Source organism: Sphingobium sp. FG125, from assembly GCF_057809795.1.
In genome coordinates, this window is sequence record NZ_JBMDKQ010000012.1 from 42,752 (window position 1) to 58,590 (window position 15,839).

Genomic DNA, 15,839 nt, shown 5'->3' on the forward strand with positions numbered 1-15,839 from the left:
TCCCCCAGCGGGGGAGGTGGCTGGCGAAGCCAGACGGAGGGGTGTCACCCTATCGAGAGCGCGACACCCCTCCGTCTGGCCTGCGGCCCGACACCTCCCCTTAAAGGGGAGGACGGTCGATCATTAATAGCGGTAATGGTCGGGCTTGAACGGCCCTTCGACCGGCACACCGATATAGTCGGCCTGCTTCTGGCTCAGCTTGGTGAGCTTCACGCCCAGCTTTTCAAGATGCAGTTCGGCGACCTTCTCGTCCAGATGCTTGGGCAGGACATAGACCTCGTTCTTATACTGCTCACTCTTGGTCCACAGCTCGATCTGCGCCAGCGTCTGGTTGGTGAAGCTGGCCGACATGACGAAGCTGGGGTGGCCGGTGGCATTGCCCAGATTGACCAGACGGCCCTTCGACAGGACGATGATCTTCTTGCCGTCGGGGAACTCAACTTCATCCACCTGCGGCTTGATCTCGGTCCACTTCATGTTGGCCAGGCCCGCAATCTCGATCTCGCTGTCGAAATGGCCGATGTTGGACACGATCGCCATATTCTTCATGGCGCGCATATGATCGACGGTCAGCACGCCTTCATTGCCGGTCGCGGTGACGAAAATGTCGGCGCGCGGGGCTGCCTCTTCCATCGTCACGACTTCATAGCCTTCCATCGCCGCCTGCAAAGCGCAGATCGGATCGACTTCGGTGACCAGCACGCGCGCGCCGCCATTGCGGAGCGAAGCGGCAGACCCCTTGCCGACGTCACCGAAACCGGCGACGCAGGCGACCTTGCCGGCCAGCATCACGTCGGTGCCACGACGGATCGCATCGACCAGCGATTCCTTGCAACCATAGAGATTGTCGAACTTCGACTTGGTGACGCTGTCATTCACGTTGATGGCGGGGAAAGGCAGCTTGCCCTTCTTGGCCAGCTCATACAGGCGATGGACGCCGGTGGTGGTTTCTTCCGACACGCCCTTGATGGCGGCGACCGTCTTGGTCAGGAAGCCGGGACGTTCGGCCAGAACGCGCTTGAGCACCGCACAGAAGATCTCTTCTTCTTCGTTGCTCGGCGTGAACAGTTCCTCGCCCGCTTCGACCCGCGCGCCCCACAGGGCGAACATGGTAGCGTCGCCGCCATCGTCCAGGATCATGTTGCACACGCCCGACGGGTCATTGTGCCAGTCGAAGATGCGTTCGACATAGTCCCAATATTCCTGGAGCGTTTCGCCTTTGATGGCGAACACCGGCACGCCCGACGCGGCGATCGCGGCGGCGGCATGGTCTTGCGTCGAATAGATGTTGCAGGTCGCCCAGCGGACCTGTGCGCCCAGCGCGGTCAGCGTTTCGATCAGCACGGCGGTCTGGATCGTCATATGCAGCGACCCGGTGATGCGCGCGCCTTTCAGCGGCTGCGACGGGCCGAATTCGGCGCGCAGGGCCATTAGGCCGGGCATTTCGGTTTCGGCGATATCCATTTCCTTGCGGCCGAAATCGGCCAGGGCGATATCGGCGATCACATAATCCTGCGCCAGGGTGGCGGAAGCGGTGGCCACGGTCGTGTCTCCGTAAACTTGAAATTATGCCTGTACCGCTGGAAAAAAGTCCGGGCGGCGGCGATGGCAAGCGCTTTACCAATCGCCGCCGCCCGTGGCAACTCAATATAAAGATTTCTTTATGTGCTAATACTGATAGCCGACCGAAACCTGCGTCAGGCGGACCCAGCACCCCGGACCAGATGTGACGCATCAACGCCGGCTGCCGCGTAGGACGCGGCCCATTTGCGATGCGTTGGAACCTCGAACAGCAAGTCCGCATTGCCCGGTGCCAGGAACCAACTGTCGCTCGTCAACTCGCGCTCCAGTTGCCCGGCACCCCATCCGGCATAGCCCAGCGCGACGAGATACCGGCTTGGTCCCCGCCCCTGTGCAATCGCCTTCAATATGTCGAGCGAGCCGGACAAACCCCATTGCCCATCGACCTGCACCATGTCCTGCCCCGACCAGTCGAGCGAATGGAGAACAAAGCCGCGCCTCGGCTCGACCGGCCCACCGCGCAGCACCGGCCTGTCGGGAATCGCGCTGCCGTCGATATCGAAACTGTCGAGCAGGCCATGCAGGCTCACCCCCTCCATCTCTTCCCCTACCGCTATGCCCATCGCGCCGTCGACATCATGGACGCACAATGCGACCACGCTATGATCGAAGCGCAGGTCGGCCATGCCGGGAAGCGCGAGCAGGAAATGCCCGCCAAAGAAAGTCGTCTGGTCCATGATCGGAATATAGACAAAGACAGGATGATGCCAAGGATCAGGCGGCATATTCCATCCCGGCTCTTGACAGTGCGCCAGCCAGCAACGACCTGCGCCATCGTCAGTTTCAGGAGAATGATCATGACCATTGCCAAGGGCGACCGTCTTCCCAGCACGACCTTCACGAAAATGACCGAGGATGGCCCGGAGGCCGTGACGTCGGACGAATATTTCGCGGGCCGGACGGTCGCGGTCTTTTCCGTCCCCGGCGCGTTCACGCCCACCTGTTCGGCCAAGCATCTGCCCGGCTTCATCGACAAGGCCGACGCGCTCAAGGGCAAGGGCGTCGATGAAATCGCCTGCACCGCCGTCAATGACGCCTTCGTCATGGGTGCATGGGGCAAGGCAGCCGGTGCCGATGGCAAGGTGACGATGCTTGCCGATGGCAATGGCGATTTCGCGCAGGCCGTGGGCCTGACCATGGATGGCAGCAAATTCGGCCTGGGCCAGCGCGGCCAGCGTTTCTCGATGATCGTCAAGGACGGTGTCGTCACCGAACTCAATGTCGAGGCACCTGGCGACTTCAAGCTGTCGTCGGCTGACCATATGCTGGGCCAGCTCTGATTTCGGGTGTCGGCGCGCGTTTTTGATCGCGCGCCGACTTTCCTCCGTCATGCAACTGCGGTAACAGGGGGCGATGACACAAAGCATCGGCAGCGCCACGGTCGCGCAACTGGACCGCCTCTACCAGACATCCATCGACACATTGCGCGACGCCATGCGCGCCTATGGCCGCGACGGCAGCATACCGCCGCCTCAGGCAAGGCACGACCAACGTTTCTGCTATCCCGAACTGCGCATCACCTATCATGGGGACAGTGACGCGCCGCCGCCCGGTCGGTCCTTCGCCCGCCTGTCCAAACCGGGTAGTTACGTCACCACGGTTACCCGTCCCGCGATGTTCGCCGATTATCTGGCCGAACAGATCGACTTGCTCGTCCGCGACTATGGGGTGGAGATTGAAACGGGCCTCAGCCACCAGCAAATCCCCTTCCCTTATGTGCTGGACGGGCTGGACATGGGCGCGCTCGACGGCACGCCGCCGACCGAACTGGCGCGCTACTTCCCCACGACCGAACTCGCCGAGATTGGCGACGAGATCGCCGATGGCCTCTTCATGCCCGATGCGGATGGCGATCGGCCGCTGGCGCTGTTCGATGGATTGCGCACGGACTTTTCGCTCGCGCGCCTCAAACATTATACCGGCACGCCAGCCGAGCATGTGCAAAGCTACATATTGTTCACCAACTATCACCGCTATGTGGATGAATTTGTCGCCTGGGCCTGCGCAGAGTTGCAGCGGGAGGGTAGCCGCTTTACCGCGCTGTCGGGCGCTGGCGGTGTCTATGTGACCCCCGAAACGGCCGATCCCGCGCGGATGATCGCCGACAGCGCCTGGCGCAAGCATCAGATGCCCGCCTATCATCTGATCGCGCCTGACGGCAGCGGCATCACGCTCGTGAATATCGGCGTCGGCCCCTCCAATGCCAAGACGATCTGCGATCATCTGGCGGTCCTGCGGCCCGAAGCCTGGCTGATGATCGGCCATTGCGGCGGTCTGCGGCCCAGCCAGCGGATCGGCGACTATGTGCTGGCGCACGCCTATCTGCGCGATGACAAGGTGCTGGACGCCATGCTGCCGCCAGAAATCCCGGTCCCGGCCATCGCCGAAGTGCAGGTGGCGATGGCGCAGGCGGCTGAAGCGGTATTAGGCGGTCGCGACCCGGAAGATTTCAAGCGCCGCCTGCGCACCGGCACCGTCGTCACCACCGATGATCGCAACTGGGAATTGCGCTATTCCAGTTCCGCCCTGCGCTTCAGCCTGTCGCGTGCCGTCGGCATCGACATGGAATCGGCGACCATAGCGGCGCAAGGCTATCGGTTCCGCGTTCCCTATGGCACATTATTGTGCGTCTCCGACAAGCCGATCCATGGCGAACTCAAGCTGCCGGGACAGGCCAATCGCTTCTATGAGGAAGCGATTGCCAGCCATTTGCGCGTTGGCCTCATGACCTGCGAATTGCTGCGTGAAGGGGGCGCGAAGCTGCACAGCCGCAAGCTGCGCGCGTTCAACGAACCGCCATTCCGGTGATTATGCAGCAGCGCGCCAGATAGCGACCCGGTCCTTGCCATCGCGTTTGGCATCGTAAAGCGCAGCGTCGGCGCGAGCGACCATGTCGTCCAGTTTCTCGTCGCCTGCCTGCAATTCCGCCACGCCGAAACTGGCGCGGAGTTGCGCGCGTGGGGCGTTGGGCAGGATCAGGCATGTTATTTCCGCGCGTACCCGCTCCATGACGTCAGCGGCAGCTGCCGCCTCGGTTTCCACCAGCAGCAGGCCGAACTCATCGCCGCCCATGCGTGCTACGATGTCGCCGCGCCGCACCGCGCTGGTCAGCAATTGGGCAAAGCCGCGCAGGGCCGCGTCCCCTGCGATATGGCCATGGCCGTCATTCAGCGCCTTGAACCCGTCAAGATCGCACACCACCAGTGCCAGCGGCCGGTTGTAACGCCGGGCATTGGCGATGGCGCGCGCCGCCGCCTCGTCCAGCCCGCGTCGGTTCAGCACATTGGTAAGCGGATCATGCCGCATCTGCCGCCGCAATTGATGTGCCAGATCGCCTGCCACCACCATGATGGCCGCCACGCCCATGCCAACATAGAGGGACGGCAGGCCAAGACTCAATATCGCGCGATAGGTTGCCAGTCCCGTTGCCGGAGGCTTCCCCCAACCGCTGGCAGCGCTGACCACCAAAGCCGATTGAAACAGCGCGAATAGCAGGAACATGGTGAAAAACGCCATTTCCGGTGCGTTGAAACGGCGTTCGCGCGGCCAGAGCGCGGCGGCCGAACTCAGCATCAACATGCCGACATAACCCGGCACGATCATACCCTGAAGCGATCGATCGTGGGTCATTGCTGCATAAATGCCGCCGACAGCCACGATCATTCCCGCGCCGACCATCAGCCGCCATGGCACACTCTGCCCCGACCGCTGGCGCACCCCCACCACGACCAGCGTGCCGCTGACGATGATGCACACCGCCGCCAGCGCCATGAACGGGCCGCTTTTCAGGGCAATTCCACCAGCATTGGCGATCCATTGCATCATCGCCGCACCGTAGGAGAGCGCCCAGCTCAACACATGCCGCTGCCGCCCGAAGTGTAACCACGCCACGCCCATCGCCAGCGCCATGATGACGCTGGTGAAGAAGAGCAAAGCAATGATGATGATCGCCGGGTCCACGGGCGGGGCCTTTACTGACTTTACTTGGCGATTACCAGCCGCATGACTTTCCTTTATTCTGCTGGACCAGCCATTTTTGCAACGGCGCGAAATAGGCGGTCATGGCTTTGCCCGAAATCTCCCGCGTCCCGGTGAAGGCCTCCAATGCGTCCGGCCAGGGCTTGGACGCGCCCATCTCCAGCATCGCATTAAGTTTGGCCCCTACGGCTTTGTTTCCATAGAAGGAACAACGGTGCAGCGGTCCTTTCCAGCCGGACTGTTTGCAGGCGGCTTCATAGAATTGCTGCTGCAAAATACCCGCCAGGAAATAGCGGGTATAGGGCGTATTGCCCGGAATATGGAATTTGGCCCCCGCGTCGAACTTCGTTTCATCGCGGGACACGGGCGGGACAATGCCCTGATACTGGCGGCGCAGGTCGGTCCAGCCCTTTTCATACTGGCTCTGCGGGATCGTGCCGCTGAACACGCCCCAGCGCCATTTGTCGACCAGCAGGCCGAACGGCAGGAAAGCAACCTTGTCCATCGCCTGCCGCAGCAGCAGGCCGATATCCTTGTCCGGGCCCGGCACCTTGGCGGCGTCCAGCAGGCCGATCTTCACCAGATAATCTGGCGTGATCGACAGGGCGACAAAATCGCCGATCGCTTCGTGAAAGCCGTCATTGGCCCCGTCCAGATAGAGCGGCTTTTGATTCTGATAGGCGCGCTGGTAATAATTATGGCCCAGCTCATGATGGATGGTCACGAAGTCGTCGCTATTGACCTTCGTACACATTTTGACGCGTATGTCGTCCTTGTTGTCGAGATCCCAGGCCGACGCATGGCAGACGACTTCGCGGTCCAGCGGCTTGATGAACTGTGTCCGGTCCCAGAAGGTCGCGGGCAGCGGCGCAAAGCCCAGCGAGGAATAGAAACCCTCGCCAATCTTGAACATCTGCTTTTCCCAATAGCCGCGCCGCTGCTGTTCGGGGGTGTCGGGCGTATCGACCTGACCGGACCGGGTTTCGACATAACCCTTGGCTTTCAGCAAATCGCCGACATCATAACCCAGATCTCCCGCACCCTTGGGCGCCACGACATCATAGATATTGCCCCAGGACTGCGCCCACATATTACCCAGCAAATCGGCACGGATCGGCCCGGACGCGGGCTGCACCGCGTCGCCATATTTCTCGTTCAGCTTGGTGCGAGTGTAGCAATGCAGCTGGTCATAGAGCGGCTTGACCTCAGCCCAGATCTTGTCGGTCAGCTTCGCAAAATCATCGGCAGGCATGTCATATTTCGACCGCCACATCGCGCCGGTGTCGGCAAAGCCCAGTTCCTTGGCCCCCGCGTTGGCGATGTCCACCAGCTTGGCATAGTCGCCCCGCATCGGCGCGCCGACATTGTCATGCCAGCTGACCCACATTTCCTTCAGCTCTTCGGGGTTACGGTTATTCCCCATCTGCTCTTCAATATCGCTGCCGTTGATCGGCTGGCCTTTCAGCGTCCCCTTGCCCTTGCCATAGGCCGATTGGAGCCGGGTCGCGAGATCGTTCAGTTCCTGCGCCGCGCCGGGCGCTGTAGGCGCGGGCAGCGTCAGCGCGGTGCGCAACAGGTCCAGTCGGCGCTTGGTTTCTACTGACAGGCCCGGCGCGGTCGCATATTTGGCGGCTTCCAGCGCGTAATCGACATTCATCGACGTGCGGATCGCGCCGAAATAGGCGGCGACCGCATCGCTATCGTCGCTCAGATAGGTGGAATTGACCCAGTCGGCGCGGCTGGAGATCAGCGAATGATCGAACATCGCCTTTTCCGCCTAGGCGAGGAACGCTTCGGCCTCCGCGGCGGTCGGCGCAGGTGCCTGCTGCGCAAGGACGGGCGATGCAGTAAGCGCGGCCGCAAGCGCGGCAAGCGAGATGGCGATTTTCATGGGAATTCCCCTCATAGACTTATGAGGGGAAGGTGACTTGGCCGGGCTATACAGTCAAGCGGTCAGGAAATCGACCATCGCCTGCCCCATTTCCTTGCGGGTGACGGCGTTCATATGATTGCCCGGTATCTCGACATAGCGACCATTGGGCAGCAGGTCGGCCAGTTCGTGCGCCACGCCATTATCCCGGTCGTCCGCGCCGCAGATGATCTCGGTCGGCTGCTGTATCGCCGCGATCGTCTCGCGCGGCGTATCGACAAATGTGTTCAGGATATGCAGCATCGCCACCGGATCGCCCTTGGTGGTCTTGAGGAAGGCCTCCGTCATCCATTCCGACGTGCCACGCTCGAACGTGCCAAGGTTATTGAGGACATTCTTGTAATAGCCGCCCTTGTCGAGCGTCTGCACCAGCCCGCGCAACCCCATACCCGCCAGGATCACGCGGCGCGGCGCAGCCCCGCGCGCCAGCATTCGCACGCTCGTGCGTGCTCCTAACGAATAGCCACCCAGATCATAATCAGTCAGCCCAAGCTGCTCGACCAAAGCCAGCCCGTCATCGGTCAGCGCGTCGGGCGGATAGGCGGCGATATCATGCGGCTTCCCACTCTCCCCATGGCCGCGCAGGTCCGGCATGATCAGACGAAAACCGGCCTCAACCAGTTTCGCGGCATGGCCGTAGCGTATCCAGTTGGTGTAAGCGTTGGAGAAATAGCCGTGGATCAGCACCAGATCGCGGCCCTCCCCCACCATATGCACCGCGATCGGCAGGCCATCAAAGCCCTTGATCTCAATCCGCTGCAGGGGAAGGTCGGTCATCGGGGCAAATCCTTATTCGGCGGCGGCTTGCCGATATGGCGTCAGGCGCGGCGGCGCAAGAGCGCTATCCTGTCATTCCGCCCAGGAAGAGCGATCCATCAACCCCGAAACCAGCGCTGCAAAAGGCGTGTCAGCACAGCGCCGGACCAGCCTGCGGTCAGCGGTGACCACAACCGTTTCCAGCATCTCGGCGGTGGCGAGAAAGAAGCAGTCGTAGGCAGGGTGGTCCAGTGCCAGACTGATCGCCATCGCTCGATCGGCCAGTTGTCCGGTCGGGACCAGGTCGACAAGATCGGGCAGGATAGCCACGGCTTCGCGCGCCTGTGCTGCATCAATTTCCTGTGCGCGCACCTTCTTCCACATCACATTGGCGAATTCGGCAGTCAGAAAATCTGGCGCGATGAGCCGACGCGGCAGCAGCGTAAGCGCCACGGTCGTTTCAGCAGACATCGCCGGATCGGCACTGCCGACAACCCAGCGGGCCGCCACGCTGGTATCCACCACCAGCATCAGGGGCGATCATCATCCCGGAGCAAATCTTCGGCAGGTGTCTGCCGGACATGTTGCGGAGTCATTGCCCTGATCGCTTCGAGGCGCGTTAGCGTCGCGCGCAGGCGCTCACCTGTCATCGGCCGCCCGCGTGTCAGCGCTTCACGCAGTTCCGCTTCCAGCGAACGCTGGTTACGCGCTGCTAGTTCGCGATAGGCCGCGATCAGGCTGTCGTCGAGATTGCGGATAAGAACTTGGCCCATGCGGTCATGCTATCATTATGATAGCATTACCGCAAGGAGGCAGAATCAGCCCTTCTTGAGGTGGCGACGGCCCAGCAGTTCGGCGATCTGCACCGCGTTCAGCGCCGCGCCCTTGCGCAGGTTGTCGCTGACGCACCAGAGCGAAATGCCGCTGTCGACCGTCGGGTCCTCACGCACGCGGCTGATGAAGGTTGCGAAGTCGCCCACGCATTCGATCGGGGTGATGTAGCCGCCATCTTCGCGCTTATCGACCAGCATGATGCCGGGCGCTTCACGCAAAATGTCCTGCGCTTCCTTGGCGCTGATTTCCTTCTCGAACTCGATGTTGATCGCTTCGGAATGACCCACGAACACGGGTACGCGCACGCAGGTGGCAGTCAGCTTGATCTTGGGATCGAGGATCTTCTTGGTTTCCGCGACCATCTTCCATTCTTCCTTGGTCGACCCATCGTCCAGGAAAACGTCGATATGCGGGATCACGTTGAAGGCGATCTGCTTGGTGAACTTCTTGGCTTCGGCCGGATCGCCCACGAAGATGTTGCGCGACTGTTCGAACAACTCATCCATGCCAGCCTTGCCCGCGCCGGACACCGACTGATAGGTGGCGACGACGACGCGCTTGATGATTGCCGCGTCATGCAGCGGCTTTAGCGCCACGACCATCTGCGCAGTCGAACAGTTGGGGTTGGCGATGATATTCTTCTTCTTGTAGCCGTCGATCGCGTCCGGGTTCACTTCGGGCACGATCAGCGGCACGTCCGGGTCCATGCGATACAGCGAGCTATTGTCGATCACGACGCAGCCGGCCGCCGCCGCCTTGGGTGCATATTCAGCGGTCGGACCACTGCCCGCGGCGAACAGAGCAATGTCCCAGCCGGTAAAGTCGAAATGTTCGATATTCTGGCATTTGATCGTCTTGCCGCTGTCACCGAAATCGACGGTCAGCCCCTGCGAGCGCGACGATGCGACCGCGGCGATCTCGTCAATCGGGAACTCGCGCTCGGCGAGAATGGTCAGCATTTCGCGGCCCACATTCCCGGTGGCACCTACGACGACGACCCGATAACCCATGACTAAAGACTCCACTCCGATGCAAATATTGCGGAGTGCGCGCCATAGCGGCGTTGCGCCATTTGTCCAGTGGCAAGCCCTTTGTTGCGCGAAAGGCCAGCTTTTGACGCCGGACGTTGCCGGGATACGGCAACGTCCTCGTTACCTATGGCTTGGGCGCTTCAGGCGACACGCCGCGCCGGGCCAGAAAATCCTCGATCGTGCGCCACAGATGCACGCTGATCCCCGGCCCGCCGACACGGTGGGTCTGGCCCGGATAGGCCATCATCTCGAACGGCACCGCCGCGCCCTGCATCTTCGCCATCAAAGCGGTGGCATTGTCGAACACGACATTGTCGTCGGACATGCCGTGGATCAGCATCAACGGATCGCTGATCTTCACCGCCTCCTCGATTGCGCCGGACGCCGGATAGGCACTGGGCTTGTCCTGCGGCATTCCCAGATAGCGTTCGGTATAATGGGTGTCGTAATACTCCCACTTCGTCACCGGTGCGCCCGCGACCGCCGCCGCAAACACGCCCGGCGCTTTTTCCAGCAGCTTCAACGACATATAGCCGCCATAGGACCAGCCATAGGTGGCAATCCGCTTGGGATCGACGAACGGCTGGGCTTTCAGCCAATCTACACCCGCCAATTGATCCTCAACCTCCACCGACCCCATGGCACGATAGAGATGATCCTCAAACGCCTTGCCACGATCGGGCGTACCGCGATTATCCACCGCAAAGACGATCCAGCCCCGATCGACCAGATACTGGTTCAGCGCGCCGGACCATGTGTTGGTCACCTGCCGCCCGCCGCCCGGCCCGCCATAATGGATCATGAACACGGGATAGCGTTTGCCCGGCGTGATCGGCGGGGTCATGATCTTGGTGTAGAGCATCGTGCCATCCTTCGCCCGGATCGTGCCGAACCGGGTGTGGACATGGCTCGCCAAATAGGGCGCATAGGGATGATCGCCCGTCAACGCATTTTCCGACAACCATTGCAACTGCTTGCCACTGCTGTCGGCCAGATAGACCTGCTTGGGCTGATCGCTATTCTGGCGGGTGATGACGACCCGGCTTGCCGCGCCATCCATCACCGCGTCATTCCACCAGCCGCTGGTCGTGATCCGACGCGGCGCGGCGGGCTTGCCGATCGGCGCGCTATAGAGTTGCTGCTCCAGCGGCGTTTCGCGATTGCCGGTGAAATAGGCCAGCCCGGCCTTCTCATCCACTGCCACCAGCGTTTTGACCTCCCAGTCGCCGCTGGTCAGCGCGGTCCATTTGCCATCATGCACCCGGTAGAGATGGCCATGGCCGCTTTTTTCCGACCACCAGAGGAAATCGCCGCCCGGCAGCGGATGGAAATTGTCGCTGAGGTTGATCCAGCTTTTGGCGGTTTCGGTCAGGACTACCCTCGCCTTGCCGGTAACCGGATCGACCGCCAGCAGGTCGAGCCGCTTCTGGTCGCGCGTCTCGCGCTGAACATAGAGGGTCCGACCATCCTTGGCCCAATCGACCCGCGCCAGATAGATGTCGCGGTCCGGTCCCAGATCGACCTTCACCTGCCCCGACCCGTCCGGCTTCATGACATAGAGGTCAACGATCGCATTGGGTGTCCCGGCGGCGGGATAGCGTTGCTCATAAACCTTGGTTCCCTCCCCGCCGATCGCGGTACGGGTAACGATGCCGACCGGGCTTTCATCCACCCGCGCGACCGCAATCAGGGCATCGTCGGGCGACCACCAATAGCCGGTCCGCCGGTCCATTTCCTCCTGCGCAACAAATTCGGCGACACCCCAACTGACCGTATCGCTGGCCCCCTGCGTGACCTGCCGTTCCACTCCACCGATGCGTTGCACGAACAAATTGCCGCCGCGCACGAAGGACACAAAGCCGCCCTTGGGGCTGACCACGCCGTTGAGTTCGCCGTCAGGCGTGTCGGTCAGCCGCTGCACCTTGCCATCCAGCGCGGCGAGATAGAGATCGCCATCGACGGGGACCAGAATGGACTTGCCATCAGGCGACCAGTCATAGCTGGTAATGCCGCTGCTGCCCGCGACGGAACGGTCACGCTCCCGCTGCATTTTTTCCGCTTCGGACAGGGCCGCGCCGCTGCCGGTCTTGCGCGAATCGACCAGCATCCGCTGTTTGCCGGTGCGGGTGTCGATCGCCCACAGGTCGAGCCGCTCCTTCTCGTCCGCGCGGGGTTTGAGCAGGGTAACGAGCGACCCATCGGGCGATAATTTCAGCGCACGGGGCTGCGGCCCGGCCAGGTCGGGGTTGGCAAAGACCCGTTCGAGCGTCAGCGTCTCCTGCGCGATGGCTGGCATGGTGGACAGCATGAGCAGCGCGCCAAAGGCTGCGCCGGATTTCCAATAGGGCGGCATCGACATCCTTTCAGGTCGGCGACCGCACGGGACGCCGGATCAAGGGCAAAGATTAGCCCGATGAGACTGAAAAGATCAATGGAGGGAAATAATCTGTCCCTGCCATGGCGCTTTGCCATGGTGGGCGCGGCAGGGATTGAACCTGCGACCCCACCCGTGTGAAGGGTGTGCTCTACCACTGAGCTACGCGCCCCCTGTCGGGAGGAGGCGGCCATTGGCATCGCTGGCGCGCCCTGTCAAGCGCGGGGGCATCCCGTCCCGCAAATTGCGGCTTTGCACTGCGTCGCGCTCACGCTTAAAACGGTCACACCGCAAATATGGAGTGACGGATTAATGCGTAAAGCGCTGTTTCTGGTGATCATGGCCGCGCTGGCCGCGTGCAACACGGTGCAGGGCGTGGGTCGCGATATCGAGTCCGTCGGTCGCGCCGGGAAAGACGCAATGCGCTGACCAATAGTCGGTGAATTATTGCAACACGCGCCCGATGGCTGTCGCATTTTTCCGCAGACGGACGCCGTCGCATCCCGGTTCGCCACAGTTGCAGGCTTCGATCGTGTAGCGCACGCCACACATGACCAACACGTCATGATCGAAACTATAGTTGGAAATGCCCGCGCGCTCGACCTTTTCCTGTGCTCTGGCCTTGAGAGTCATGCGAGTCCCCCCGTAAATGCGGATGCTGATGATTGATGTTGCGATGCACAATGTCAATTGATCGACATTTGTTCCTGAACGAATTGTCAGAATATTGTCGCCAAAATGCAACGCTTCGCCGTCGCTACTAAGGTGACTTGCACCACACGGCACAGCGTCCCATATGCCGCCCCATGAACGACCATAACAGCAGCGCCATGCCGGTCTGGCATGGCACCACCATCATGTCCGTGCGCAAGAATGGAAAGGTCGTCGTCGCTGGCGATGGCCAGGTTTCCATGGGCCAGACGGTGATGAAACCCAACGCCCGCAAGGTCCGCCGCCTGCATGACGGCAGTGTCATCGGCGGCTTTGCCGGCGCCACCGCCGACGCCTTCACCCTGTTCGAGCGGCTGGAGGCGAAGCTGGAGCGCCACAATGGCCAGTTGATGCGCTCCGCCGTGGAGCTGGCCAAGGATTGGCGCACCGACAAATATCTGCGCAATCTGGAAGCGATGATGATCGTCGCGGACAAGGATGTGACCCTGATCCTGACCGGCAATGGCGATGTGCTGGAGCCGGTGAACGGCGTGGCCGCGATTGGATCTGGCGGCAATTTCGCCCTCGCCGCCGCCCGCGCGCTGGTGGATTATGAGGCGGACGCTGAAACGCTGGCGCGCAAGGCCATGGCCGTGGCGGCGGACATCTGCATCTATACCAATGATCAGTTGACCATCGAAACGCTGGATAGCGCCTCTTAACTCATAAAGCCCCTCCCTTCCAAGGGAGGGGTTGGGGTGGGTAGCGAGCGCAGCGAGCCGCAACCCCATCCCACCAATGTTGCCAGTGACCGCTGCGCGACCACACCCACCCCCTGCCCCTCCCTTGAAAGGGAGGGGGGAGTCTTTTGATGAACGACAATCTGACCCCCAAAGCCATCGTCGCCGCATTGGACGCCCATATCATCGGCCAGCACGACGCCAAGCGCGCCGTTGCCGTTGCCTTGCGCAACCGCTGGCGGCGCCAGCACCTGCCCGATGATTTGCGCGACGAGGTGACGCCCAAGAATATCCTGATGATCGGGCCGACCGGCTGCGGCAAGACCGAGATCAGCCGTCGCTTGGCCAAACTGGCCGACGCCCCGTTCGTGAAAGTCGAAGCGACAAAATTCACCGAAGTCGGCTATGTCGGCCGCGACGTCGAACAGATCGTCCGCGATCTGGTCGAGGAAGCCGTGCGGCTGGAAAAGGACCGCCGCCGCGAAGCCGTGCGCGAAGCCGCGTCCGAGGCCGCCATGGCCCGCCTGCTCGACGCATTGACCGGCAAGGAAGCAAGCGAGGCCACGCGGCTGTCCTTCCGTCAGAAGATCGAACAGCATCAGATGAACGATGTCGAGGTCGAGGTCGAAGTCGCCGACAGCCCCTCCATGCCGATGGAAATCCCCGGCATGGGTGGTCAGGTCGGCATGATCAACCTGTCCGACATGATGTCCAAGGCGTTCGGTCAACAGCAGAAGAAGCGCCGCAAGATGCGCGTCGCCGATGCGTGGGACAAGCTGGTCGAGGAAGAGCAGGACAAGCGGCTGGATCAGGACGATGTCGCCCGCGTCGCCATCACCAGCGCTGAGCAGAACGGCATCGTGTTTCTCGACGAGATCGACAAGATCGCGGTCAGCGACGTGCGCGGCGGGTCCGTTAGCCGCGAGGGCGTGCAGCGCGACCTGCTTCCCCTGATCGAAGGCACGACCGTCTCGACCAAATATGGCCCGCTCAAGACCGACCATATCCTCTTCATCGCGTCCGGCGCGTTCCACGTCGCCAAGCCCAGCGATCTGCTGCCCGAACTCCAGGGCCGCCTGCCGATCCGTGTCGAACTGAAAGCACTGACCGAGGAGGATTTCGTCGCCATCCTCTCCGACACCAAGGCCAGCCTCGTGGCGCAATATCGCGCGCTGCTGGCGACCGAGGAGGTGACGATCGACCTGACGCCGGATGGCATCCGCGCCGTCGCCCGCATCGCCGCCGAAGTGAATGGCGAAGTCGAAAATATCGGCGCCCGCCGCCTCCAGACGGTGATGGAAAAGCTGCTGGAGGATGTCAGCTTCGAGGCCGAGGACCGCCGCGGCGAAACGCTGGTGATCGATGCCGCCTATGTGGAGAAGCAGTTGAGCGCGATCGCGCACGACACCGATTTGAGTAAATATGTGTTGTAGTTAAAAAAGATCAGCTAATTTTGCATCTCGCTCTTGTTCAGCGAGATGCATTTTAGTCGATCCATACTCTACCGTTACAGCACCCTCGCCACCGCCATATGCAGCCGCTCCAACATAAATAGTATCTATGTCCTCAGGTACACTTGCACAATTTTTTCGATCCCAAGTATAGCCGTAGTAGCGCTCCTTACTTTCGAGCGCGCTTAGCCAATATTGCGGACCTTCCCAGATAGAGCCGGCCATTAAAAAATCAGTTTTCTGAGGGCTTCCGTATCTCAGCCTTATTTGCTCGGCAATCTTGTCAGTTAACGCAACAATATTTTGTCCAAAACTGTCTATGGAAATAATAGGTGCGTTAGCCTTAACCCAAACCACACCGAGACTATCTGTCGCTTCTACAATATAATCACTAAAAGCAGGATGAGGAGTTGGAGCAGATACTCGAAATTTCCCCTGTCCAATCTCTTCCAGAATTTGAAGGTCTGATAGGGGACCAAAAATACTAATCCCGAATGGTGCAGACATAATTAC

Annotated in this window: 16 protein-coding genes and 1 tRNA gene; 5 read left to right on the top strand and 12 right to left on the bottom strand. The window is 61.2% G+C overall.

Annotation, left to right across the window (positions count from 1 at the left end):
* Positions 1-123: 123 nt before the first annotated feature.
* Together ahcY and ACODSR_RS12945 are read right to left on the bottom strand one after the other, a co-directional pair.
* Entirely contained in the window at positions 124-1,542 is a 1,419-nt protein-coding gene (gene ahcY / locus ACODSR_RS12940; protein WP_489077093.1) for an adenosylhomocysteinase, read from the bottom strand.
* Positions 1,543-1,697: 155 nt separating this feature from the next.
* Entirely contained in the window at positions 1,698-2,258 is a 561-nt protein-coding gene (locus tag ACODSR_RS12945; protein ID WP_489077225.1) for a YqgE/AlgH family protein, read from the bottom strand.
* 120 nt (positions 2,259-2,378) lie between these two features.
* Between ACODSR_RS12945 and ACODSR_RS12950 the strand changes: the two genes are divergently transcribed.
* Positions 2,379-2,861, top strand: a complete 483-nt coding sequence (locus ACODSR_RS12950) for a peroxiredoxin (protein WP_489077095.1) — start codon at positions 2,379-2,381, stop codon at positions 2,859-2,861.
* A 73-nt stretch (positions 2,862-2,934) separates the two neighbouring features.
* Entirely contained in the window at positions 2,935-4,389 is a 1,455-nt protein-coding gene (locus ACODSR_RS12955; RefSeq protein ID WP_489077097.1) for an AMP nucleosidase, read from the top strand.
* Here the strand turns inward: ACODSR_RS12955 and ACODSR_RS12960 are convergent, their stop codons facing one another.
* The 8 genes from ACODSR_RS12960 to ACODSR_RS12995 all read right to left on the bottom strand — a co-directional run bounded on the left by ACODSR_RS12960 (position 4,390) and on the right by ACODSR_RS12995 (position 12,656).
* Positions 4,390-5,541, bottom strand: coding sequence for a GGDEF domain-containing protein (locus ACODSR_RS12960; RefSeq protein ID WP_489077099.1), 1,152 nt, complete (start codon positions 5,539-5,541; stop codon positions 4,390-4,392).
* A gap of 31 nt (positions 5,542-5,572) precedes the next feature.
* Positions 5,573-7,324 carry a M2 family metallopeptidase gene (locus ACODSR_RS12965; protein ID WP_489077101.1) on the bottom strand — a complete coding sequence of 584 codons (1,752 nt, stop codon included), beginning with the start codon at positions 7,322-7,324 and terminating at the stop codon, positions 5,573-5,575.
* A gap of 180 nt (positions 7,325-7,504) precedes the next feature.
* Positions 7,505-8,266 (bottom strand): alpha/beta fold hydrolase, encoded by a 762-nt coding sequence (locus tag ACODSR_RS12970; protein ID WP_489077103.1) that lies wholly within the window; start codon positions 8,264-8,266, stop codon positions 7,505-7,507.
* A gap of 72 nt (positions 8,267-8,338) precedes the next feature.
* Entirely contained in the window at positions 8,339-8,776 is a 438-nt protein-coding gene (locus tag ACODSR_RS12975) for a type II toxin-antitoxin system VapC family toxin (protein WP_489077105.1), read from the bottom strand.
* Positions 8,776-9,018: a FitA-like ribbon-helix-helix domain-containing protein gene (locus tag ACODSR_RS12980; RefSeq protein WP_489077107.1), complete on the bottom strand. Its 243-nt coding sequence runs from the start codon at positions 9,016-9,018 to the stop codon at positions 8,776-8,778. Before ACODSR_RS12980 ends, ACODSR_RS12975 begins: the two co-directional genes overlap by 1 nt.
* Before the next feature lie 45 nt (positions 9,019-9,063).
* Complete coding sequence (locus ACODSR_RS12985) at positions 9,064-10,089, bottom strand: aspartate-semialdehyde dehydrogenase (RefSeq protein ID WP_489077109.1); 1,026 nt, start codon at positions 10,087-10,089, stop codon at positions 9,064-9,066.
* Positions 10,090-10,234: 145 nt separating this feature from the next.
* Positions 10,235-12,463 carry a S9 family peptidase gene (locus ACODSR_RS12990; RefSeq protein WP_489077111.1) on the bottom strand — a complete coding sequence of 743 codons (2,229 nt, stop codon included), beginning with the start codon at positions 12,461-12,463 and terminating at the stop codon, positions 10,235-10,237.
* Positions 12,464-12,581: 118 nt separating this feature from the next.
* Positions 12,582-12,656: transfer RNA gene (locus ACODSR_RS12995), tRNA-Val, on the bottom strand.
* Between the two features lie 140 nt (positions 12,657-12,796).
* Here ACODSR_RS12995 and ACODSR_RS13000 point away from each other — a divergent pair.
* Positions 12,797-12,913: an entericidin A/B family lipoprotein gene (locus ACODSR_RS13000; RefSeq protein ID WP_489077113.1), complete on the top strand. Its 117-nt coding sequence runs from the start codon at positions 12,797-12,799 to the stop codon at positions 12,911-12,913.
* Between the two features lie 15 nt (positions 12,914-12,928).
* Here the strand turns inward: ACODSR_RS13000 and ACODSR_RS13005 are convergent, their stop codons facing one another.
* A complete protein-coding gene (locus ACODSR_RS13005; protein ID WP_119745793.1) occupies positions 12,929-13,117 on the bottom strand; it encodes a hypothetical protein in 189 nt (62 codons plus the stop codon).
* 173 nt (positions 13,118-13,290) lie between these two features.
* Between ACODSR_RS13005 and hslV the strand changes: the two genes are divergently transcribed.
* A complete protein-coding gene (gene hslV / locus ACODSR_RS13010) occupies positions 13,291-13,857 on the top strand; it encodes an ATP-dependent protease subunit HslV (protein WP_489077115.1) in 567 nt (188 codons plus the stop codon).
* A gap of 149 nt (positions 13,858-14,006) precedes the next feature.
* Positions 14,007-15,308, top strand: coding sequence for an ATP-dependent protease ATPase subunit HslU (gene hslU / locus ACODSR_RS13015; RefSeq protein WP_119745797.1), 1,302 nt, complete (start codon positions 14,007-14,009; stop codon positions 15,306-15,308).
* On the opposite strand, the gene ACODSR_RS13020 is transcribed toward hslU, so the two are convergent.
* Positions 15,309-15,833, bottom strand: a complete 525-nt coding sequence (locus tag ACODSR_RS13020) for a hypothetical protein (protein ID WP_489077117.1) — start codon at positions 15,831-15,833, stop codon at positions 15,309-15,311.
* Positions 15,834-15,839 lie beyond the last annotated feature (6 nt).